Here is a 21,230-nt window from a genome sequence, read left to right as displayed (position 1 = left end):
ATGCGCCCACAGAAGCTTACACCTGAACAAATACTCAACACATGTGCTTTGCAATTTAAAGCGCATGGTTATGCAGCAACAAGTATGGACATGCTGGCCAAAGCATGTGGGCTCAGTAAAGCTGCATTTTATTACTACTACCCCAATAAAGAAGCCTTATTGCTCAAAGTCTTAGAACATACCCATACTTATCTAAAAGCATCTGTATTTGCGATTGCTTACTCAGATGATATGAGTCATTTTGAGCCTTTGCTGTGCTTTAACCAGATGCATGACAAAGCTGTAGATTTTTTTAGTTATCAAATTAAAGGCTGTCTCGTTGGAATCCTGTCTATAGAGTCAGGACATATCTCTGAGCAGATTGTGCAAAAAATACGTGAAATCTTTCAGGATTGGCAACTCGCTTTTTATCAATTATTTCGTCAACGGCTGGATGAAAATTCAGCACAAGCTTTGGCTAAAATCAGTATTGCAGATTATGAAGGTGCTATTTTAATGTACCGCTTGAATCATGATCTTTTCTATCTTGATCAAGTCAAAATGAGAATTTTGCAGGCACTTCAATCTTAAATTTTTAGATGAACAATATTTACAAGGGATGCTCTTATTTACAAATAGTTAGAAATTTTGAAAATGGTTTAACAAATTAATAGCGGTCTTTAAACTCCGCCTTATGTTCTACACCTTCACGATCAACATGCGCATAGAAAACACCATAACGTCCGACATAATATTCAAGTGATTGATCATGGTAACTCCAAAAAATTGACCATTCACCAAAGTCAAAACTTCCCGTTTGGCTTTGTGTATTCATCGGCATTTTGTTTAAAAATTCTTGTTGAATTCTTTCAGCTTGCTGAATGTCTTTGACTTGCGTGGCCTTATCAAAAAACAATTGTGCAACTTCATCAAATAATCGTTGGTCTTGTTCCTTAACTGGCATTTCGACAACAGCAACGTGTGAAGCTAAGCCTAAGTGATCAACATCAATGGCTTCAGTCGTTTTTACACGTTCAGCATCTAAGGCTTGTTTGATTGCTTTAGATTTCTCAGGTAACTCATCACCCTCTTGTTCATTTTTTACCAGTTGTGATAATGCTTGATGTTGTTCGTCAAATAATGCATTGATTTTATGTTTAGCAACCCATCTCCAAAGCATGTAGAGCGTGACAATTATTAGAATCAAAAAGATCAACTTCATCGCGCCCTACTCCCTCATTTATTCATTGTATTAACGTATTAACAATCATCAAAATTAAACTGGTAGTTATTCAAGTGACCATTTTTAAAGTAAAAAGTTACGGAATCGTTTGAATCTTTAGGTGTTTCAATACCGTAAACATGGGGTTCTAAATTAAAAATAAACGGTGAAAATTTCTTTTTAAATTGTGTTTCCGTTATTTTTCCATCTATTTTTATGTTGTTTATTTTAACAGCATTATTCATTTTCAAATAGACTTTATCTATACGTCCATTATCTAACACGATAAAACTATCATAAATCCATTGATCAGGGAAATGTCCACCATTGCATTCATCAACTTCACCTTTGACAATTTTTAATGGCGTTCCAAATGTTTTCTTTGGCGTAGTATTATTTGTTATTTGAAAACTATTATAGCTTTTCCCTTGAATCACGGGTTGAACCACTGGATCAGCCAAACTCAATGAAGAAAGACAACTGAGTACACTCAGCATTAATATTTTTCGCATTTTAATTTACTCATTTATTTGTTCTAAATTCAATATATCGACAAAACATTCAGTTATTTATTAATTAAGTATCAATATCTTGAATGATCATTTATTAAATTATACGCTGAGCAATACATAAAAAGTAGTTCGACTTATAAAATAAATAGCTAAAATAAATAGCACAACTCAAATTATTTAAAACCTTTACCTAATACTGTATTTGCCAACCAATTACTCGCAGTAATCGCAAACTGATCTACATAACGACTATATAAATTCGCCACCAACAAAGTCATTAAAATCGCAGCGATGGCTGAAACAAAAACAGACAGTGAATAACTCCATTGCCAACTAGAAAAAAGATTAAAGAGCGGAATACAGATGAGATATAGCATTAAAAGATGCAATAAATAAATTGAGAATGAAAGCTTTCCGAGCCAAATTAAAAAAGGATGATCCAATCGTTTAGACAATAGCGGATTCATTAAAATACTATAAACAATTAAAATACCTGCAATAAAGTTGCAGTAGTCATACGTTGCATCGCCTAAAATGTGATGAATCCAAGAATAAGCACCACTGCTATTATGCGCCCCTGCAAAATATAAACCGATCAATAGTATGATCACTGCGCTATAGTTTTTGAGTGGTTTAGCGTAAAGGTAAATATACATCCCGAAAATAAAGCTGGATATGCCAAAACTAAAACCTTGTCCACGCCAATAATAAGCCAAACAGGGGATCAGCAATGAAGCTAGAAAAAATGCATTTTTTTGATGATGATAAAGATAGAGCAAGAAAAACAGTACAAACGATCCCATCAACTCGATGGTCATGGTCCAAAGAACCCAGTTAATATTACTATCTGAAAAGAAAAAAGCACCGACAGTGCCTTCATAGAAGGCTTGTTTTAAACTAAAGTTTTGTGCTGTAAATGCCTGTAACCACCCGCCGACAAGATGACTATCAATATGAATAACTTTAAAAACTGACCAAATCAATAAACATGAAGTGAGTGCAGGAATCATCAAACGCGGATAGCGTTTAATCATCATACTTTTAATTTTATAACTAAACTGATCCGGGCTTTTTAAAATTGCATAACTCAGCACGAAGCCACTGAGGACAAAGAATACAAAAACCGCAGCATCACCTGAATATAAAAAACCAAATGGAGAATGATGCAGTGCATTGACCCATGCCAGATCTGTCGTATCATTGGCATCGAAATGATGTAGATAAGGGAAAAAACTCATCGCCAGATGTGAAAATACCACAGCAAGACAGGCTAAACCGCGGATGCTCTCTGCTGAGTGAATCTTAACTGACATCAACTTTTCCTAACAAAACAAGATCCTAAGTAGCGGAAATACCAATCAGTTAAGTCTTTTTAAATCCTTCCCTTACGGAGCATGCTCCTCACCTTTTTCAAAGGAAGGGATGAGCAGCACTGCTGCGCAAGGAATCTAAAATTATTTTAAATTCTCAACAGTTCCCCTCTTTTTTAAAGAGGGGTTAGGGGAGATTTTTATGAGTAACCACTAAATTACTCTTAACTGAATAACATTTCCAACCAGTGGGACTTTGGCAAATACAACTTTTAGTCAATATGGGTAATTCGACCATTTGCATCATGGTGCACAGTCGCAACTTTTTGTAAACGCGACATTTTCAGTTCCTGCGTATCTAAGTTGAATGACCGAGCATATTCTTCAGTGCTTTTATCTTTAGCTTGTGCTTTGGTTTTGGATGGAATGAAATGGCTCCATAACCATAAAGAAACGGCGCAAGCCAATAAAGCGGTAAAACCATTCTCTAAAACATGCGCAAGCGTACCAAAGAAATGTTCAATTAAATGGGGCTTTTGTACTGAAATATACCCAATCAGAATCACCAAAGGACGCCATAGGAATAACCAAAATCCCCATAACATTGCCGTTGTTGTATTGGATAGATAACGTTTGTGCCAAGGCAACTGATCACGTACATCTATAATCAAAGTTTCAGTTTTCATCAATGTTCTCTATGACTTGTATGATTTAGTCATCATGTCGCATACCACGATCAGGGCTAACCCATCGTGCTCTCTTACCACTACCACGCAGCAAAACCTTTGGAAATGCGATGATGCTTGCAGTCACTGTAATCAGCCAAAAAACGATTGGATACCAAATCATCCAGTAAAAGTTTTTGGCTAAATTGGATTCGTAACGACTATCCATCCATTTGCTTATTGCAAATTGCAGTAGACAAGTCGTACCAAGTAAAATTCCTGTTCCCATTGGCAGTAAAGGTGAACTTACGACAGGAAAACCTGCATAAGGTAAAACCCAATGCAAAATCCATAAGATCACCATGAACAACATTAAATATGACCAAACTAACGTCAGACATAACTCAATAATGAGTGGCCATAAAAAATTCAATTTAGGTTTAAAAAGCACATCAATATTTTTGATTAATACCTGTGCGCCGCCCATTGCCCAACGCAGACGCTGTTTCCATAAACCATTAAAGGTTTCTGGCATGAGAATCCAAACCAAAGCATTCGGTTCAAATCTCACATCCCAGCCAGCACGGTGTAATTTCCAAGTGATATCAATATCTTCTGTCAGCATATTGGGTGACCAATAACCCACCTCATGCACTGCACTTTTACGAAATGCAGTAATCACACCCGACACTGTAAACAAACGACCAAAAGTTCTTTGAGCACGTTTGATCATACCAACAATCGAAGAAAACTCCCCAACCTGAATACGACCAAGCAAAGTTGAACGCGTTCTAATACGGGGGTTGCCCGTAACGGCTGCCACTGATGGATTTTGTAAAAAATGGTGAATCATCCATTGCGCAGCGTGTTGGTCTAATAAAGCATCACCATCGATACCAATTAAATATTCTGCATCTGTTAATAGACTCCCCGCCTGTAAAGCCATTGCTTTACCTTGGTTTTCGGCCAAATGAACAACACGTAATTTCTCATGTTTTTCAGCCAAAGCATTGAGAATTTCTGCTGTTCGATCCGAACTTCCATCATTGATTGCAATCACTTCAAAGTTTGGATAATTCAGATTCAGTGCATGAGTAATGGTTTCGACAGCATTATCTTGTTCATTAAAACAAGGAATTAATACCGCAACCAAAGGATATTCAGACAATGCCTCTGGTTGTTTATATGGGGGCCCTTTACGCTCTTTCCAATAGAAAATAAGTGCGCCGATCATCCACAAATACGACATGAACAGTGGATAATAGAATATAAAATTCAGTATGGATTGCCACAGATGCTGAAATGAGTGCATAGGTCGCCTACGGAATCAAACGTGATGATTTAGAATCAAACACTTTACGCATTTCAGTGGCATCAGGATGATCTTGGATCGGATCATCAGGATAATAACCAACATGAATCACGCCTTGCTGATACAACGATTGTATGGTTTGAGTTAATTCCGCTGTTGGAACTTTCTCATTGTTCCGCCAATTCACCGCTTGCAGTTCAAAAACTGTTTTCTTCATTCCATTCGGTTGCTGTTTCACTCGCTGCACCAAATCTCGATAAAATTTATCTTTATCAGGTGCTTGCTCCATATATGGCATTGCCATAATGGCGGTAAAATCATAATTTTTAATCGATTGCTCTAAAGATTGTGCATACCAATTTTCAGAATACGCTGATAAAGCAACTTGTGCGTATAAATTACGTGCAGTTAATAAGAAAGGTTGGTAATAACGTACTTTTTGCGCCAAATCCAACGCAAAAGAATCAATCGTTTGCGTTTTAAATGCAGTCCATTTTTGCAGCTTTGCATCATCATTACGGATTTCAGCTAGATCTGTGGGTAAACCTATTTTTTGATAGGCTTTGAGTGCCTCTGGACTCGCATCTTCATAATCCGACAATGTCGCATCATCATGGAACAAGATTCCATCAAACGTTGCTGACTTGGCTAAATCCTGATAAATCCCTTCAATGGTTTTACGTGCATCTGCTGAATAAGGGCTTAAACGATGATAACCCATGTTTAAGTGATCCCCTGCTTTGGCTTGCTGAGTCACCACTAAATCTTTTGAAACTGGATTAGATTGTGGCAACTCCCAAGCCAATAACGGCATCCAAGCATATAAACGGCTGACTTGTGTACGCGTTTGAATTTGCCAAGCCACTCGGTTAAATAGGTCTGCGCGCATGGGTAAATAACGATTGGGGAAATACACCATATCGGCAGAACCATTTGCATCAGGGTCAGAGAAAGCTTGCAAATAGACCGTTGTTACATGCATTTCACGAATACGATCTAATAAATGTCCAAGGTTACGTTCTTGCTGCGCTGGATCTGGGTCGTAAATATAATCCAAATCAACATGCATAATTTTTTGTGGGCGATTGTTATCGGTTAGCCCCATTTGACGACTTTGAATCTCTTGCGCCAAAGCATCCGTCGTCATACTGCCTTCAACTAAAATTCGGTTGAGATGACCTAAAGATTTTTCAATATGATCTGGACCATCATCCAAGCTAATCGTAATTGGCATGCCTGCTTTTTTTGCAATCTCTACAGCTTGCATATTGTAGCGACCATATGGCCAAACCATGATACGTGGTGCTTTTAGACCATGTGCTTTTAAAAGCTTATTATTTTTCTTTAAATCATTAAAAATACGTTCTGCATAAGCTTGGTCAGATTCATATTGTTTGGTTTTAGGATTGTATTCACGTGTCGTTGCAGCAGGTTCAGAGTTCCCTTGTGGATTGCCCATAATCCCACGATGCAAATTATAACTATGGCTACCGATTTCAACTAAACCACTATTTTGCATGGTTTTAAGTTCTTCCCATGTCAATAATTTACTGCGATCTAGCTTTTCATCACCAAATTGAACCAATTGATTCGGCTTGGTTTCTAACCAACTGCCGACAACCGAGAGAACAACAGGAATTTTTCTTTGTTTGATAATCGGATATGCGTATTGATAGAAGGATTGATAACCATCATCTACAGTGAGCAATACTGGCTTGGTGGGTAATTTAAACTTACCTTCTTTGGCACGAATGATTTGATTGACAGTCACAAAGTGATAGCCATTTTTAATCAGCCAATCTAAATGCAATTCAAATTGCTTAGTCGTTACGGCATAGTCTGGAATAACTGCATTTTTTTCAGCTGTGATTTCGTGGTAACCAATAATTGTCAGCGTATCTAAATTAATTTTAGGCGCTTCCTGCTCAACAGCAGTGTCTGGCAGTGCTTGGTTTTCTTCAGCAAAGGCACTATTCAAAAAGGATGAAAAGAATAGTGATGCACACAACATTGCTGTAGCAGGAAAGTAACGAGTTACCATAGATTTTAATACTCTATCATCATTGTTTAGACCTGAACTCATCTATAGCATTCCATCATTGAAATACTAAAAATCCTTTTTCTAGACGAATTGAATCAAGCGTTTTACAACGATGATTTAAAAGAATAAAGCTGAAACGAATCTTAAAAAACAACTCTGAACAGAATTATTTCTTCGCGCCATTTAAACACTTTTAGAACAAAAATATTGTAGATGATTGTTAAATTATGCATATTTTATACACACAGAAAAAATTTTATTGTGTTATGTTTCACGTTATTTTTAATAAATCATGATCAAATAACAAAACAAAAAAGTTCAACTAGAATATTTTATAATGCTGAATTATGAAAGAAAAAAATTTGAGATAACAACCAGTATAAAAAATTTCACTTTTTAATTTGCAAAAAAATAGAGACCTCGATGGCCTCTATTTTTAGATACTCATGCTATTTCAGCATAACAATCGATTAATCACGTGTTTTTACATCAAACAATTCAATTTCAAAAATGAGGTTTGAATTTGCAGGAATTACTTTACCCATTTTGCGTTCACCGTACGCCAAATGAGAAGGCACAATCAGCTTACGCTTACCGCCTACTTTCATTCCCATGATGCCCTGATCCCAACCTTTAATCACACGGCCAGTACCAATCACGGTTTCAAAATAATTGCCACGGTCGATTGAAGAATCAAACTTGGTACCATCTTCTAACCAGCCAGTATAATGGGTCGTGATTAAAGCACCTTTTACCGCTTCTTTCCCTTCACCAATTTTCAAATCAATGATTTCTAATTCATTCGACATAGCAATTACCTAAATTTTCAATTTCTAACGTGGATTATAAACAGGTCTAAGAAAAAGTGCTGAACTCTGTGATTTTTGAACCTTAAATTTTCAACGCTTGAAGTACAAGCTGATTTAAAAGATGTCAGCCAAACTCACACCTTTTAAATTTTAAAAGCCTTATTGTAGCTGCGTCCACTCAATCACCGCTTGAGCATGATCACCAATCAATGTCCATTCACCATCCATTACATTCAATTGCAATTGCATGGTTCTTTCACACAACTGTTGAATGGCAGCCGTCGTCTGCTCAGACAATTGCCAAACTTCAACATTAGATAAGGTTTTAAGCTTTGAACTACGCTTATACCATTCTGCAACAGCTGAACCATAAGCGACGACAGCAACGTGCTTACAACGTGCAGCGGCTTTTTTAACTTTGTCTTCATCTGGCAAACCAACTTCAATCCATTTCACCAATTGACCTGTTAAATCTTTTTCCCACAGCGCAGGCTCATCGGTTTCAAATAAATCTTTGGTAAATTCCAACTGCTCATCTGCAAAACGTGCATAAGCTAAAATTCGAACCATTAAACGTTCAATCGTTTCAGATGGATGCAATGCCATGGTCAATTGATAATCACCATACTGATGCACATCCATATTGGCGATATTTAAATCTGCTTTATAAATCGTTGCTTTTAAAGCCATGTCAAATCCAAAAAATAAGTTCTAAAATATGCCGCTCAGTCTATAAGATTTTCAAACGAATTACTGAGAATTTTCAGACCGATCAATTCGGCATTGTAAAAGTTGAGTTTCAAAGCTTTCCCAGTCACGATCCTGTTGTGTAATGATCTCGACACGATTATCGATACTTTCTTCTGCCGATTTATAATTTAAGTTTTCAGGATTGAAATTAAAGCTCATCCAACCTTGATTGGTATTAAAAATGCCTTTAATTCTTAACCAGTCTTTTTGCTCGCATAACGCATCCAATAAGTCATAAAAATCAAATTGCCAACGCTTGGAAAATTTCCAACCCGCAACCGTATAACCATTGGATAACTCTACATAATGATATGGCAATTGCTTAATTACAGGTAAATCTTCAGTTGAGTTGAGTTGTTTTTGAATATGAATCAAAGGCACAATTTTCCGCTGTATCCCTTGATGCGTAACATCAATTTGTTCAAGTTGAATGTTGCCGTTTTCAGCCAATAACCATGTTTGAATATAAGCCAAATACTCATTTTTAAACTGATCTAATTGTTTTTGATCAAGTTCAGTCATCATATCTGCATGTGAAACAACAACAATCTGCGCTGCTTTTAATTGATCTTGATAAAGCTCTTGTTGAACCCAAGCCTGATCTTGTAAACGAGATCCATCCACAACTGTAACCAAAGCCCGCATATCAATTTGAGATTGCCAATGTGGCTCTGTTAATTGTTCTAAAAGTTGTGCAGGATGCCCCAAACCTGTTGGTTCAATAAAAAGTCGATCAGGTTGTTTTTCCTGAATCAATCGAGATAAAGCGATTTGCATCGGTAATTGCCCTGCACAACACAAACAACCACCAAGGAGTTCTTTGACTTCATACCCCCCTTGCTGTGGTAATAGTTGCTGATCAATTCCAATTTGACCAAACTCATTCATCAGGATTGCCCAAGTCTCTCCTTCAGGCTTTTGTTGTAGTAAATGCTGTAATAATGTGGTCTTCCCCGCACCTAAGAAGCCAGAAATAATATGGGTCTTGACGACTTTTTGAGAAATAATTTTCACAGATACTACTCAAGTTACAATGAACGATTGCTATTAAAGATTGATATAAAGTTTGCTTAACGCCTGTTAGCTACAGTTGAGATTGTACAGACAAGATTAAGGGATTAATCTATTTTTGGAGTTAAAATGTTACAATTGATCTAAAAGACGATTCAAATAAATAAGAAAATTTGCAGTTATTGTTTAATCCTAGTAATCAACCTGTTTAATTTTTAGTCATTTTTTAATATTTGAATACACTTAAATCATTGGGGAAATGCCGATTTCTCACAAAATTCTTACATAACACAGCCCTTTGTTTTAAACACGTAACTCAGACTGTTTCGCTTTGTTGATAAGGTTGCCGTATTTTCATTCAGCACTTAGCATGAGTTCACGCCTTGTAGCTCAGTCGATTCAGACTTTGCATTACAGGTTTTATTTTTAATGAATAAGGATGCCTCCAATGAATTTAGTTAAAACGCTTTTAGCAACAACTTTTGCTTTGACTGCTGCAACAACAACTTTTGCAGCTTCTGAAAAAACAACTCAGTCTGCTGAAAGCAGCGAAAAAGTTATTGTTTCTACACAAGAGCAGCCAAATGATACAACTTCAGCAGAAGAAACTGCTGCTGGTTCATCAAATGCCAACCAACCTTCATCTGAAAGTGCGGCTGAAACACCAGCAACGTCTGCACCAAAAACTAAACAATGATTGAGTTTTGAATTGCCCAAAAAGATGAGTGCTTTATCGTGAAAATGATGACTCCTCCAGAGTTCACGATGATGAGCTGATCAGGCTTTTTCAAACCAATCGTTAACATAAAAAAGACTGTATCATTGCTGCGATACAGTCTTTTTTGATGATGTGGTTTTTATCTTTCATCTGAACTCTTACAAAAAATAAGACTGTTGCAATGCTTGATATCTGCATGATGAAACTTTTCAAGAATGATATAAGTGATATATTTGAAATGAATAAAATACAATTCAAGGAGAAAATATCAATGCTTAAAAAAATCATAACCATTGGATTATTATCAATATTACTTATAGCCTGTTCTAAGCCTTTGCCTGTAGATAAAAAAGACTATATAGGCACATGGCAAAGTACTGATGGTCGAGTTAGTTTAATGATTAGCGAAGAAGGTCGATTGGAATATAAAAATAAACAACCCCATTCAAGCACCTCTGTTTCCGCACCAATTACCGAATTTAAGGGTTCTAGTTTTAGCGCAGGACTTGGCTCACTCTCAACTGAATTTAAAGTTAGTCAAGCACCGCAACAAACAATGGATGGAACATGGACAATGACCGTCGATGGACATCAATTAAAAAGACTTAATTAAAACAACCACCCTAATCCTAATATTCTGAACAAATAAAAAAACCTCCTTAAAGGAGGTTTTAACTCAACAATACTTAGCTATGAGACGCTTTTTTATAAATACTACAAGAAGGATGATGATTTTCTTGTAAACGAGCAACTTTACGTTGTTCAGCAGCTTCAAAACGACAACGTTTCCAATCGTTATCTAGATTTAAAGAAGGAATTTGTTGTGGCTTACCATTTGCATCCACAGCAACCATGGTGAAATAGCAACTGTTGGTATGACGAACTGTACGCTTTTGAATATTCTGTGCTTCAACACGAATACCAATTTCCATAGACGTACGACCAACATGGTTAACACTTGCTAAAAAAGTCACAAGCTCACCCACATGGATCGGTTCTTTAAAATTCACTTTATCAACAGAAAGAGTAACAACATAGCTTCCAGAATAACGGCTTGCACATGCATAAGCCACTTGGTCAAGAAACTTGAGGATGGTTCCACCATGCACATTACCTGAAAAATTTGCCATGTCAGGCGTCATTAAAAAAGACATGGTTAATTCTGACTGATCATCTGTAGCTCGGATCATTTGATCTAATGGAGACATCGTATACTAGACTCTACTTGGGACAGGAGATTTACAGTTATTATTATATATCTTTTCATGCAAAAAACATGTTTAATTCGGCAATTGATCATTCTCTACATTTATAACAACAAAGTACTTCATTTATTTTAAATATATTCCATTGATTTATAGTCTATTTTTTAAACTTCAACCCATTTTAATCTAAATACATGCTCTACACAGTTTAAGCATTAAAATATGCGATTCAATGACCTCACAATCAACACCAATCATCTATTCATCAGTTCAAAATGATCTAGACGCATCATTATTGAATACATTGATATAGCGTTTTTTATCGATTTAGTTCAAATTGGCTTAAGTATATTTTATGAAAAAATATACTTAAATCTATAATGAAAATATTGTTTGAACTTATTTAGTTGAGGACACCAAGCTGTGCATTTTCATACTTCGTTTTTGTCTTCGTTTGGATTACGACATCTAAATCATGCATACGTAAATTGGCCGCATCAACACCCGCCTGCATCGTGTCTTGACGCCCTTTAACATCAAAAATATGCGCTTTTTCATGTAAATCAGGTTGAATCACAATATCTGCATTTTTTAATTCATCAGCAGCCAGTTTGTTCTGCATGATATTAATATTTTGGTTAAATAAACCCCAAACATTGGTCGTTTCGGTATTTTCAGGTTGTGCCAAAATATCGACGGCGATGACAACATCAGCACCTAATTCTTTTGCAATATCCACAGGTACAGGGCTGACCAAACCACCATCGACATATTCTTTGCCTTGAATCATGGTCGGAATAAACATACTTGGAATAGACACCGAAGCACGAACCGCCTGCCCTGTATTTCCATGATTAAACACAGTACGTTGACCATTTTGCAATTCTGTTGCAACCACATACATCGGGATTTTCATCTTTTCCAAAGGTACTTCACTGACTTGTTTATTCACATAATCCTGAACTTTTTGCCCATCAAAAAAGCCTTTCATTCCTATTTTGAAATCACGAACATCGCCAACTTTCATGTCTAAGGCAATCTGACGTAATTGCACTGCGGATTTACCGCTGGCATAGATCGAACCTACAATACTCCCTGCACTGGTACCCACAATAAAATCAGGTTGAATACCATGTTGTTCTAAGGCTTCAATTACGCCAATGTGCGCATAACCACGTGCGCCACCACTACCTAAGACTAAAGCAATTACAGGTTTTTTATTGTTCTGTTGCTTAAACTGATAAAAACCTTGATCTAACTTTGATGTCGCTTCAGATACTTTTTGCGCATGTATTCCCTCACCCTGTAAATCTTTTACAGGTGAATGTGCACAAGCAACCAAAGTTGAACTACATAATAAAGCGATAGAAAGTTTGTTTAGCAAAGACATAAACTCAAATTTAGGATGAATCAAAGCGATTCGGTATATAAACATAATTTGCAATAGCTTGCTGTTATTTTTATTTAAACTGTCATCATTTTACGATAGGCTATACATTATATGTATAAAAATAAATTACTTATGCTTTAAATCATCGTTTTGAATGCGGCTATGACAGCATCGTATTTTAAAAAATGCTTTCCATTATTAAGGAGTTACTTTTCATTCATCAACAAGGTTTATAACGATGCGAATAACAACAATACCAAATCATCTTTTCAAATACTTTTATCACATACTTGGTTTGATAATTATTGAGTATTTTAGATTTCTAAGTAACAAGCTTAAGCCTTGTTATATAAGAATATAATAAATAAAAAGCCAGTCCAATGACTGGCTTGATTGTGTGATATCCAATTGCTTTAAGCAACAAATTTTAAAATGAGCTGAATCACGGTCGCATTGATAATATCAACAAAGAAAGCACCGCAAAGTGGCACAATTAAAAATGCTTTATGCGAAGGACCATACATATTGGTAATCGCCTGCATATTTGCCACAGCTGTTGGCGTTGCGCCCATACCAAAACCGCAATGACCAGCAGCTAAAACCGCAGCATCGTAGTTTTTGCCCATGACACGGAAAGTCACAAAAGCTGCATATAAAGCCATTGTTAATGTTTGCGCTGTAAGAATGATCACCAATGGACCTGCAAGATCTGCCAATTGCCATAATTTAAGCGATAACAATGCCATAGCAAGATAAAGTGAAAGTGCTGCATTACCAAATACATCAATCGCACGATCAAACATTTTTACACGAAGGATACCTTCTAGAACATTTCTAAGAATCACACCGCCTGCAAGTGCCCATACAAAAGTCGGTAATTCAAACCACTGCCCTTTGCTATAACCTGTCATAAAGTCAGCAAAAGCCAAACAAGCTGCAAATAAACCTAAAGTTGTAATGGCATTATCAGCAGTAATCAATCGAACTTGATGTGGATACTCAAAAGGAACGTATTCACCCAATTCTGTTACAACCTGCTGATTGGTTTCCTTCACTTCTTTTTTTGTTTTAGGGCTAGACAATTGGTAGCGATTAATCAGTAACTTCGCTAAAGGCCCACCAATGATTCCTCCGATAATTAAACCGAAAGTTGCACTCGCCATACCTAATGCTAAAGCACCTTGGATACCATGTTGGGTTTCAAGAATTTCTCCCCAAGCACCCGCTGTACCATGACCACCTGTTAGTGTAATCGAACCCGCGATTAAACCAATCAATGGGTCTAAACCAAGTACTGTTGCTAAGCCCATACCCACAAAGTTTTGTACGACAATGAATGACGCAACACAAACCAAGAATACAACGAGACCAACACCACCCTCTTTGAGTTTTGCAAAGTTCGCACTTAAACCAATTGAGGCAAAAAATACCAACATAAAACTGGTTTGTAATTCGCTACTGGTTGTTATGCTATAACCCCAAAGGTTATGTACCAATAGAGAAATAATCGCTGCAACTAAACCACCTGCTACAGGTTCTGGAATATTATATTTACGGAGAAAATCTATTTTATTAACTAGAAATCGTCCTAGTAAAAGCACAATAACCGCTGCAATCAGCGTATAAAAAGCATTAAAAGTAAATTCCATTGAACTGATCCATGCTATAAAATACCTTAAGTTTTATATTTAAATAACCTAAATAGATCATTAAATCTACAAATAATATGTAATCCAAAAAAGATCCAATTTGCGATATTAAAAAAGATCCAATTTATAAACTATAACGATTAAATATTGACTTAAAGGTATGAAAGAGAAAGATATATCTTAAAAGATGGGAAATAAAAAATAATGAAAGTGCGCAACTTAAATATGAACCGAAATACTATATTCAAGCCACTTAAAGAAGTGTTGAGTCATGGCGTTGCTCCAATTATAGATAAAAGATCATTCCATCAGATAATGAGATAACAGAATATTGTGAAATCAAGCAATGATTAAAAAGGGTAACTTTTCATCACGCAATCAAAAATATCAATTGAAGATATTTTAGAAATAAACCATTTCTAAAAAGAGCGCTCATTATCCATTTTTTTTGATAAAAGTCTTTATTTTTTACAATTTTTTCTATTTTTATAGTAAAAAAACTTAATTTTTGACGTTCTCTTGCATAAAAAACCGAGGAATATTCCTCGGTTCTTTGAGCTTAATACTTTCTAAAATTAGAAGTTGTATTTTGCCATTAGACCTACACGGTTATCTTTATAAGATTGCCCAGCAAAGGTTTCGCGTTTACCGTTGATATACTCAATACCTAGATCGATTGGTTTAACAGGTGAATAAATCACGTTGAACCAAGCTTGTTTAATTTTTTCATTTGCAGTTTGGTTTGCTTTAGCAAAATCAGTACCGTCGTCAGCCAATACTGTACCATAAGCTAAAGTAGAACGTAGGTTCGGTAAGATTTTGTATGTCGCACCCACTTGAATTGCAGTAAATTCATTCTGTTCAATGTCACCATCTACAACAGAGAATGCATTGTTACTTGCATACAAATAGTTACTGTTACCTACCACATAAGAAGCATCAGCAAAAACTTTTAATGGATCAATTACTTTAAAGTCTGTACCTAAAGCAACACCCCAACCTGTTTTATCGTTATCTGCAGCACTAGACTTATAGTTTTCAACTAAAGCACGACCTGAAACAGTACCTTTTGAGTTTGCATAGGTATGCGCAACTTTCGCAGTTAATACAGGCAGGCTATATTTAATTGAAGTACCAGCGCTATTACCTTCTTCAGCAGCAACTAAAAGTTTAGTACTTGGCGCTAAGTTATATGCATAACGTACTTGTGGAATACGTGTCGTACCGCCACCGGCGTTTGTAGAGAAGTCAATCATTTCTGGCGCATGGCTAGAAAGGAAGTTAGACGTTGTTTGACCAAATAACCAGTTGTTATAAGTCAAATATGCATGACGGATACGAAGGTTTTCGCTTGCGCCATTTCCTGCAAAATCAACCTCAACTTTACCGCCAACTTTTGAATCGCCTGCTGGAGTAGAGAAATCTAAACCAATACGAGTCGTTTTAGCCGTTGCACGTAATTTATCTTCCGCTTCGCCATTTGTAGCAGCTACTTTGTTGAAGTCATCATCCGCACCTTCGATGATGTAGTTTGCATCACCACGTACGAAACCGTAAATATTGATGTCAGCACCAGATTTAGATTTTAAACCAGCCAATGGAGACGATGCTTGAGGCTGTGCAGCAACTTCAGCAAGACGAACTTGTTGCTGTTGTTGAACTTGTTGTTGCTGTTGAAGTAAAGATTTAAGCTCTTGTACTTCCGCACGAAGTTGCTGAATTTCTGCGCTGTCTGTAGCAGCTTGAGTAGTACTTACCATTAAAGCTGTTACGGTTAATGCTAAGCTTTTAATGACAAATGACTTACTGTTTGTGAATAGACTCATGAAATACTCCTAGTCTTATTTATGTTGTGCATCCGTACAATTTAATTTTTTAACCCCAATAATTTGCTAAAAAATTAAATTTTTATTGTTTTCTTCAGTAGTTATTCAAACACCACATTCAAAAACATTGCACTAATATGCCTGCTATTAAATTTTGAAAGCGTTGAAACTAAGTTAAAACCCAAAAGTAACAATTTGTGTATAATTCTTACACTGTTGTAATCTAGCGTAACTCAACCCCTTTATTAAAATCAGTTTTACCGAATAAAATATAGTTTTCAATTCTTTTTTTAGATTAGCATTTCTATAATCGTTATATAATCTGTAGTTTAGCGAATCTTATTAAACATTTAGAATTCACTTATACGACTATCGTATTATAGTTTAAACAATACAAATAACCATATAAATCGGAGTTTTTATGCGTTCTGAGCAAACTCAAGCAGTTGACGATGCAATTCGCAGTCGCCATTCAGTACGTGCTTTCCTTGATAAAGCAGTCGATAAGCAAACAATAAAAGATATTTTAAATGTCGCTTGTCGCGCACCATCGGGTACCAATACCCAGCCTTGGAAAGTTTATGTCGTGACTGGAAAAAAACGCCAAGAAATGGTTGAACGAGTATGTGCTGCGCAAATTGAATTATTTACTCAACCTGAACTCGCTAAACAATATCAAGAAACTTTCCCTTATTATCCAGAAACTTGGATTTCACCTTTTATTGATCGTCGTCGTGAAAATGGCTGGGGACTTTATGGGCTACTCGGGATTCAAAAGGGTGAAAAAGAAAAAATGGCAGCGCAACAATTGCGTAATTATCAACTTTTTGATGCACCTGTGGCTTTGTATTTTACGGTGAATAAAGCCATGGGTATTGGTTCAAAAATGGATATTTCCATGATGATTCAAAATGTCATGATCGCAGCCAAAGCACGTGGCTTAGATACTTGCCCGCAAGCTGCTTGGAATCATTTCCACACTATCGTTTTGAACATTCTCGATGCACCAGATGATGAAGAACTGGTCTGCACCGTTGCATTGGGCTATGCAGATCCAAATCACATCGTAAATCGTTTTATTACCCCACGAGAACCTGCTGAAAACTTCACAGTATTTTTGGACTAATCTCCTAACTATGCTGAAATTAGACAAATTCAAGCAGATCATGCATTTATAACGAATAGTGATTTGAGCAGATATAATTTTGTTATATCTGCTTTTTTCATCATGATTTTAACTAAAAATAAAAGTGAATACCCCACTGCTAAGCAATATTGCCCGCTTAAACCTTTTATTCTTTATGTAATTTTATGTAAATAAGTACTTGCTAAATAAATAGGCTTTATGACACGATATATGTATTGGCAATAAGCCACCTTATAGAGATATAACAATGTCTATTCAAGTAAAAGATACAAATAAAGAAAAAGTTGAAATCAAAGTCATGCAATTTGCAGGTGGCGAAAGACATGTCCAAGTTGATGCCACAAGATTGAATCAACTGACAGGACAAATATTTATTCATGCACAAATCAATAACAGCCAAGATTTAATGGATTATGTGCTGATTGAAAATGTTTTATTAAATCAAGGTTTAGAACTTCATGTTGAAATGCCCTATTTTCCTTATGCACGACAAGACCGCATTTGTGCAACAGGACAAGCTTTTTCTTTGGACATCATGACCAAGCTACTGAATATCAATACAGAAAGATTTCCACAACAAAGAAAATCTATTACTGTTTGGGATGCGCACAGTACAACCACTGAAAAATTATTAAAGGAAAATACTCAATTTTTAAAAATTGAAAATGTGCAACCCAGTGAAATTATTGTGCAAGACTCAAAACTGATGAGCATTTTAACTGCTGAAAATAGCGTTTTAATCTGCCCTGATGCAGGTGCAAAGCTGAGAACCGCAAATCTTGCAGCAGCGATCAATCCTATGCGTAAGCAAAATATTGACATAATTCAATGTGAAAAGAAACGTAACCCACTCACTGGGAAGTTGATGAATTCTCAAGTAAATGCGACCGATTTGACGGGAAAAACAGCCGTGATTTGTGATGACATTTGTGATGGCGGTGCAACCTTTATTGGTATTGCCGAAGAGTTGAAAAAGCTCAATTGTGAGCATGTGGTCTTATATGTAACTCACGGCATTTTTAGCAAAGGCATGCAGGTATTTGATGGACTTGTCGATCAAATTTTTACCACCAACAGCCTAACTCAACAGCAGTATAAAAACTTAAATATCATTTACTTCAATCGTAAATGATCACATCAACCGATAAAAATGAATGAAATATTGAAACTTGGAGAATAACAATGAGCTTTAACATAAACCCTTTAAATGCAATCGACTTTTATAAAGCAGACCACAGACGTCAATACCCTGTTGGAACTGAATATGTTTATGCGAATTTCACACCTCGCTCATCCCGTTTGGCCAATATGTTGTCTGATTTTGACGATAAAATCGTTTTCTTTGGCCTACAAGGTTTCATTCAGCACTTTCTCATTGAAACTTGGAACGAAGGTTTTTTCCAACAAGACAAAAACAAAGTTATTACAGCGTATAAACGCCGTATGGATAATGCTCTAGGCGAAGGCGCTGTTCCAGTTGAACACATCGCAGCTTTACATGATTTAGGTTATTTACCAATCCGTATCAAAGCTTTAGCAGAAGGTAGTCGAGTCAATGTCCGTGTACCCGTATTAACGATTATCAATACATTACCCGAGTTTTTTTGGCTGACCAATTATTTAGAAACCGTACTCAGTGCTGAACTGTGGAAAAGTTGTACAACTGCAACAATTGCTTATGAATACAAACGCCTACTGACTAAATATGCTTTAAAAACTGGTGCGCCCCTCGATTTTGTGGCAATACAAGGCCATGATTTCAGTAGCCGTGGCATGAGCGGTATTTATGATGCAACACAAAATGGTGTCGGTCACTTAACCAGTTTTATCGGTACAGATGCTGTATCTGCTATCGACTATGCAGAAGAATACTACAGTGCAGAGGGTGTAGTTGGGGTCTCTGTCCCAGCGACTGAGCACAGTGTGATGTGCATGGGCAGTGAAGATAAAGAAATAGATACTTTTAGACGCTTAATTTGTGAATTATACCCTTCTGGCGTGGTGAGTATCGTGTCAGATACGTGGGACTTTTGGAGAGTCATCACTGAGTTTACTGTAGAACTTAAAGATGAAATCTTAGCACGCCAACCGAATGCTTTAGGTTTAGCGAAATTGGTGTTTCGTCCAGATTCAGGTGACCCAGTTAAAATCATTTGTGGTGACCCTGATGCCGAAATAGATAGCCCAGCTTACAAAGGTGCAGTGCAATGTTTATGGGAGGTTTTTGGTGGAATACATACAGAAAAAGGCTATAAAGTTCTCAATGAGCGAGTTGGGTTAATTTATGGTGATTCAATCACATTAGATCGTGCATTGAGAATATTGCAAGGGCTTGAAGCCAAAGGTTTTGCATCAAATAATATCGTGTTTGGGATTGGCAGTTATACCTATAACTATTTGACTCGTGATACTTTTGGTTTTGCAGTCAAAGCCACTTGGGGGCAAGTCAACGGCGTTCCGCGTGAACTGTTCAAAGACCCTATTACTGACTCAGGTGTGAAAAAATCTGCTAAAGGTTTACTGCGTGTTGAACAGTCTGAAGAGGGTTTTGTTTTATTTGACCAACAAAGCCCTGAGCAAGAACAGCTAGGCGAATTAAAGCTTGTCTTTAAAAATAGTCACTTGACGACCAAATGCACTTTAAATGAAATTCGAGCAAAAATAGATGCTTATTTAAAAGACTAAACTTACCATCACAACCAAAATAGTCCTGCTTTTTAAACTCAAGTAGGACTATTTATCTTTACGATAAATGAAAATGACTACACGACTACACATAAATCTGGATGAAGATATGCTGAAAAAAAGAGATCGCTCATATTTGCAATGAATATCATCATTTAAAAGCAGATTTTAAATTTATACTTGGCGGAATTCTATGAGCCTGTAATAATCTGATGACCCATTTCATTTAAGAAATCAAGTGAGCCTAACTGTAATGTTTAATTCTGAAAAGGACTTTCTCTCGAATTACAATAAAAAGGATTATGAATCTCCACTATTCACTGTGGATATGGCTATATTTTCTGTAGATGCAGGACAACTACAAGTTTTACTGATTAAACGCTCTAATTTTCCTCAAAAAGATAAATGGGCGCTACCCGGTGGCTTTGTCGATTTGGCTCAAGATCCTGACTTGATGGCTTCAGCACATCGTAAGCTTGTTGAAAAAACAGGAATTCAGTCCCCCTATTTAGAACAAGTCGCAAGTATCGGCAATGCCACCCGTGACCCACGCGGTTGGTCAGTCACCGCTTTATATTTTGCTTTGATTGATTTTAAAGAATTTCAAAAAATTGCAACTGCACAAACTGAATATAGTGAATGGGTTTCAATTGTTGATGCACAAAAACTCAATTTGGCTTTTGACCATGCGCAACTACTGAATATGGCGATTGAACGTCTTAGCAATAAAACACGTTATACCGCTTTACCTGTAAGTTTGATGCCAAAATTATTTACCCTGACTGAGTTACAGCAGATTTACGAAATCATTTTAGGGCAAAGTTTGGAAAAAAAATCGTTCCGGCGTCGTATGATTGAAGCAGGTGCCGTAGAAGAAACCGATCAATCTAAAATTGCAGGTAAACGCCCTGCACAATTGTATAAATATGCTTTAGACAGCTATGATTTTCATTTTCCACGTATTTTAGAATATCCAAGAGAACAGCATTAGTATTGTTT

19 protein-coding genes and 1 pseudogene are annotated in these 21,230 nt (G+C 36.5%); 7 read left to right on the top strand and 13 right to left on the bottom strand.

Annotated elements, in window-relative coordinates; genetic code table 11:
• Positions 1-570 carry a TetR/AcrR family transcriptional regulator gene (locus ACY45D_RS04835; RefSeq protein ID WP_463108678.1) on the top strand — a complete coding sequence of 190 codons (570 nt, stop codon included), beginning with the start codon at positions 1-3 and terminating at the stop codon, positions 568-570.
• A 76-nt stretch (positions 571-646) separates the two neighbouring features.
• Here the strand turns inward: ACY45D_RS04835 and ACY45D_RS04830 are convergent, their stop codons facing one another.
• From ACY45D_RS04830 to ACY45D_RS04790, 9 genes are all read right to left on the bottom strand, one after another.
• Positions 647-1,201, bottom strand: a complete 555-nt coding sequence (locus tag ACY45D_RS04830; protein WP_463108677.1) for a hypothetical protein — start codon at positions 1,199-1,201, stop codon at positions 647-649.
• 38 nt (positions 1,202-1,239) lie between these two features.
• Complete coding sequence (locus tag ACY45D_RS04825) at positions 1,240-1,713, bottom strand: hypothetical protein (protein ID WP_463108676.1); 474 nt, start codon at positions 1,711-1,713, stop codon at positions 1,240-1,242.
• A gap of 173 nt (positions 1,714-1,886) precedes the next feature.
• Positions 1,887-3,026 carry an acyltransferase family protein gene (locus tag ACY45D_RS04820; protein WP_463108675.1) on the bottom strand — a complete coding sequence of 380 codons (1,140 nt, stop codon included), beginning with the start codon at positions 3,024-3,026 and terminating at the stop codon, positions 1,887-1,889.
• Between the two features lie 269 nt (positions 3,027-3,295).
• Positions 3,296-3,709: a poly-beta-1,6-N-acetyl-D-glucosamine biosynthesis protein PgaD gene (gene pgaD / locus ACY45D_RS04815; protein WP_463108674.1), complete on the bottom strand. Its 414-nt coding sequence runs from the start codon at positions 3,707-3,709 to the stop codon at positions 3,296-3,298.
• A gap of 25 nt (positions 3,710-3,734) precedes the next feature.
• A complete protein-coding gene (gene pgaC / locus ACY45D_RS04810) occupies positions 3,735-5,000 on the bottom strand; it encodes a poly-beta-1,6-N-acetyl-D-glucosamine synthase (RefSeq protein ID WP_463108673.1) in 1,266 nt (421 codons plus the stop codon).
• Positions 5,001-5,007: 7 nt separating this feature from the next.
• A complete protein-coding gene (gene pgaB / locus ACY45D_RS04805; RefSeq protein WP_463109428.1) occupies positions 5,008-7,041 on the bottom strand; it encodes a poly-beta-1,6-N-acetyl-D-glucosamine N-deacetylase PgaB in 2,034 nt (677 codons plus the stop codon).
• Positions 7,042-7,511: 470 nt separating this feature from the next.
• A complete protein-coding gene (locus ACY45D_RS04800) occupies positions 7,512-7,850 on the bottom strand; it encodes an FKBP-type peptidyl-prolyl cis-trans isomerase (RefSeq protein WP_089603683.1) in 339 nt (112 codons plus the stop codon).
• A gap of 159 nt (positions 7,851-8,009) precedes the next feature.
• Positions 8,010-8,540 (bottom strand): YaeQ family protein, encoded by a 531-nt coding sequence (locus tag ACY45D_RS04795; RefSeq protein WP_463108672.1) that lies wholly within the window; start codon positions 8,538-8,540, stop codon positions 8,010-8,012.
• A gap of 60 nt (positions 8,541-8,600) precedes the next feature.
• A complete protein-coding gene (locus ACY45D_RS04790; RefSeq protein ID WP_463108671.1) occupies positions 8,601-9,614 on the bottom strand; it encodes a CobW family GTP-binding protein in 1,014 nt (337 codons plus the stop codon).
• A 445-nt stretch (positions 9,615-10,059) separates the two neighbouring features.
• Between ACY45D_RS04790 and ACY45D_RS04785 the strand changes: the two genes are divergently transcribed.
• Together ACY45D_RS04785 and ACY45D_RS04780 are read left to right on the top strand one after the other, a co-directional pair.
• Entirely contained in the window at positions 10,060-10,308 is a 249-nt protein-coding gene (locus tag ACY45D_RS04785) for a hypothetical protein (protein WP_463108670.1), read from the top strand.
• Between the two features lie 217 nt (positions 10,309-10,525).
• Positions 10,526-10,942, top strand: coding sequence for a hypothetical protein (locus ACY45D_RS04780; RefSeq protein ID WP_463108669.1), 417 nt, complete (start codon positions 10,526-10,528; stop codon positions 10,940-10,942).
• A gap of 73 nt (positions 10,943-11,015) precedes the next feature.
• Here ACY45D_RS04780 and ACY45D_RS04775 read toward each other — a convergent pair whose 3' ends face one another.
• The 4 genes and pseudogenes from ACY45D_RS04775 to ACY45D_RS04760 all read right to left on the bottom strand — a co-directional run bounded on the left by ACY45D_RS04775 (position 11,016) and on the right by ACY45D_RS04760 (position 16,399).
• A complete protein-coding gene (locus tag ACY45D_RS04775; protein WP_463108668.1) occupies positions 11,016-11,537 on the bottom strand; it encodes an acyl-CoA thioesterase in 522 nt (173 codons plus the stop codon).
• Between the two features lie 400 nt (positions 11,538-11,937).
• Positions 11,938-12,816 (bottom strand): annotated as a pseudogene (locus ACY45D_RS04770) (patatin-like phospholipase family protein); the annotation flags it as partial.
• A 521-nt stretch (positions 12,817-13,337) separates the two neighbouring features.
• Complete coding sequence (gene gltS / locus ACY45D_RS04765; protein WP_463108667.1) at positions 13,338-14,573, bottom strand: sodium/glutamate symporter; 1,236 nt, start codon at positions 14,571-14,573, stop codon at positions 13,338-13,340.
• Between the two features lie 575 nt (positions 14,574-15,148).
• Positions 15,149-16,399 (bottom strand): DcaP family trimeric outer membrane transporter, encoded by a 1,251-nt coding sequence (locus ACY45D_RS04760; protein ID WP_463108666.1) that lies wholly within the window; start codon positions 16,397-16,399, stop codon positions 15,149-15,151.
• A 421-nt stretch (positions 16,400-16,820) separates the two neighbouring features.
• Here ACY45D_RS04760 and ACY45D_RS04755 point away from each other — a divergent pair, with 421 nt between their 5' ends.
• The 4 genes from ACY45D_RS04755 (at position 16,821) to ntrR (ending at position 21,222) form a co-directional block, all read left to right on the top strand.
• On the top strand, positions 16,821-17,525 hold the full coding sequence (locus ACY45D_RS04755; RefSeq protein WP_463108665.1) for a nitroreductase: 705 nt from the start codon (positions 16,821-16,823) through the stop codon (positions 17,523-17,525).
• Positions 17,526-17,793: 268 nt separating this feature from the next.
• Positions 17,794-18,678 (top strand): phosphoribosyltransferase family protein, encoded by an 885-nt coding sequence (locus ACY45D_RS04750; protein ID WP_463108664.1) that lies wholly within the window; start codon positions 17,794-17,796, stop codon positions 18,676-18,678.
• A 50-nt stretch (positions 18,679-18,728) separates the two neighbouring features.
• The gene (locus tag ACY45D_RS04745; RefSeq protein ID WP_463108663.1) at positions 18,729-20,231 is read left to right on the top strand and encodes a nicotinate phosphoribosyltransferase; all 1,503 of its coding nucleotides are present in this window, start codon (positions 18,729-18,731) and stop codon (positions 20,229-20,231) included.
• Positions 20,232-20,484: 253 nt separating this feature from the next.
• Positions 20,485-21,222 (top strand): ADPR responsive transcriptional repressor NtrR, encoded by a 738-nt coding sequence (gene ntrR / locus ACY45D_RS04740; protein WP_463108662.1) that lies wholly within the window; start codon positions 20,485-20,487, stop codon positions 21,220-21,222.
• Positions 21,223-21,230: the final 8 nt, after the last annotated feature.

The organism is Acinetobacter sp. BZX-2 (genome assembly GCF_055179795.1).
This window is presented reverse-complemented; position numbering and strand designations above follow the sequence as displayed.

Excerpts from the sequence above, each read along its gene's own strand:
- ACY45D_RS04835 (WP_463108678.1), top strand. The coding sequence starts at position 1 with ATGCGCCCACAGAAGCTTACACCTGAACAAATACTCAACACATGTGCT.
- ACY45D_RS04830 (WP_463108677.1), bottom strand. The coding sequence starts at position 1,201 with ATGAAGTTGATCTTTTTGATTCTAATAATTGTCACGCTCTACATGCTT.
- ACY45D_RS04825 (WP_463108676.1), bottom strand. The coding sequence starts at position 1,713 with ATGCGAAAAATATTAATGCTGAGTGTACTCAGTTGTCTTTCTTCATTG.
- ACY45D_RS04820 (WP_463108675.1), bottom strand. The coding sequence starts at position 3,026 with ATGTCAGTTAAGATTCACTCAGCAGAGAGCATCCGCGGTTTAGCCTGT.
- pgaD (WP_463108674.1), bottom strand. The coding sequence starts at position 3,709 with ATGAAAACTGAAACTTTGATTATAGATGTACGTGATCAGTTGCCTTGG.
- pgaC (WP_463108673.1), bottom strand. The coding sequence starts at position 5,000 with ATGCACTCATTTCAGCATCTGTGGCAATCCATACTGAATTTTATATTC.
- pgaB (WP_463109428.1), bottom strand. The coding sequence starts at position 7,041 with ATGGTAACTCGTTACTTTCCTGCTACAGCAATGTTGTGTGCATCACTA.
- ACY45D_RS04800 (WP_089603683.1), bottom strand. The coding sequence starts at position 7,850 with ATGTCGAATGAATTAGAAATCATTGATTTGAAAATTGGTGAAGGGAAA.
- ACY45D_RS04795 (WP_463108672.1), bottom strand. The coding sequence starts at position 8,540 with ATGGCTTTAAAAGCAACGATTTATAAAGCAGATTTAAATATCGCCAAT.
- ACY45D_RS04785 (WP_463108670.1), top strand. The coding sequence starts at position 10,060 with ATGAATTTAGTTAAAACGCTTTTAGCAACAACTTTTGCTTTGACTGCT.
- ACY45D_RS04780 (WP_463108669.1), top strand. The coding sequence starts at position 10,526 with ATGATGAAACTTTTCAAGAATGATATAAGTGATATATTTGAAATGAAT.
- ACY45D_RS04775 (WP_463108668.1), bottom strand. The coding sequence starts at position 11,537 with ATGTCTCCATTAGATCAAATGATCCGAGCTACAGATGATCAGTCAGAA.
- gltS (WP_463108667.1), bottom strand. The coding sequence starts at position 14,573 with ATGGAATTTACTTTTAATGCTTTTTATACGCTGATTGCAGCGGTTATT.
- ACY45D_RS04760 (WP_463108666.1), bottom strand. The coding sequence starts at position 16,399 with ATGAGTCTATTCACAAACAGTAAGTCATTTGTCATTAAAAGCTTAGCA.
- ACY45D_RS04755 (WP_463108665.1), top strand. The coding sequence starts at position 16,821 with ATGCGTTCTGAGCAAACTCAAGCAGTTGACGATGCAATTCGCAGTCGC.
- ACY45D_RS04750 (WP_463108664.1), top strand. The coding sequence starts at position 17,794 with ATGTCTATTCAAGTAAAAGATACAAATAAAGAAAAAGTTGAAATCAAA.
- ACY45D_RS04745 (WP_463108663.1), top strand. The coding sequence starts at position 18,729 with ATGAGCTTTAACATAAACCCTTTAAATGCAATCGACTTTTATAAAGCA.
- ntrR (WP_463108662.1), top strand. The coding sequence starts at position 20,485 with ATGTTTAATTCTGAAAAGGACTTTCTCTCGAATTACAATAAAAAGGAT.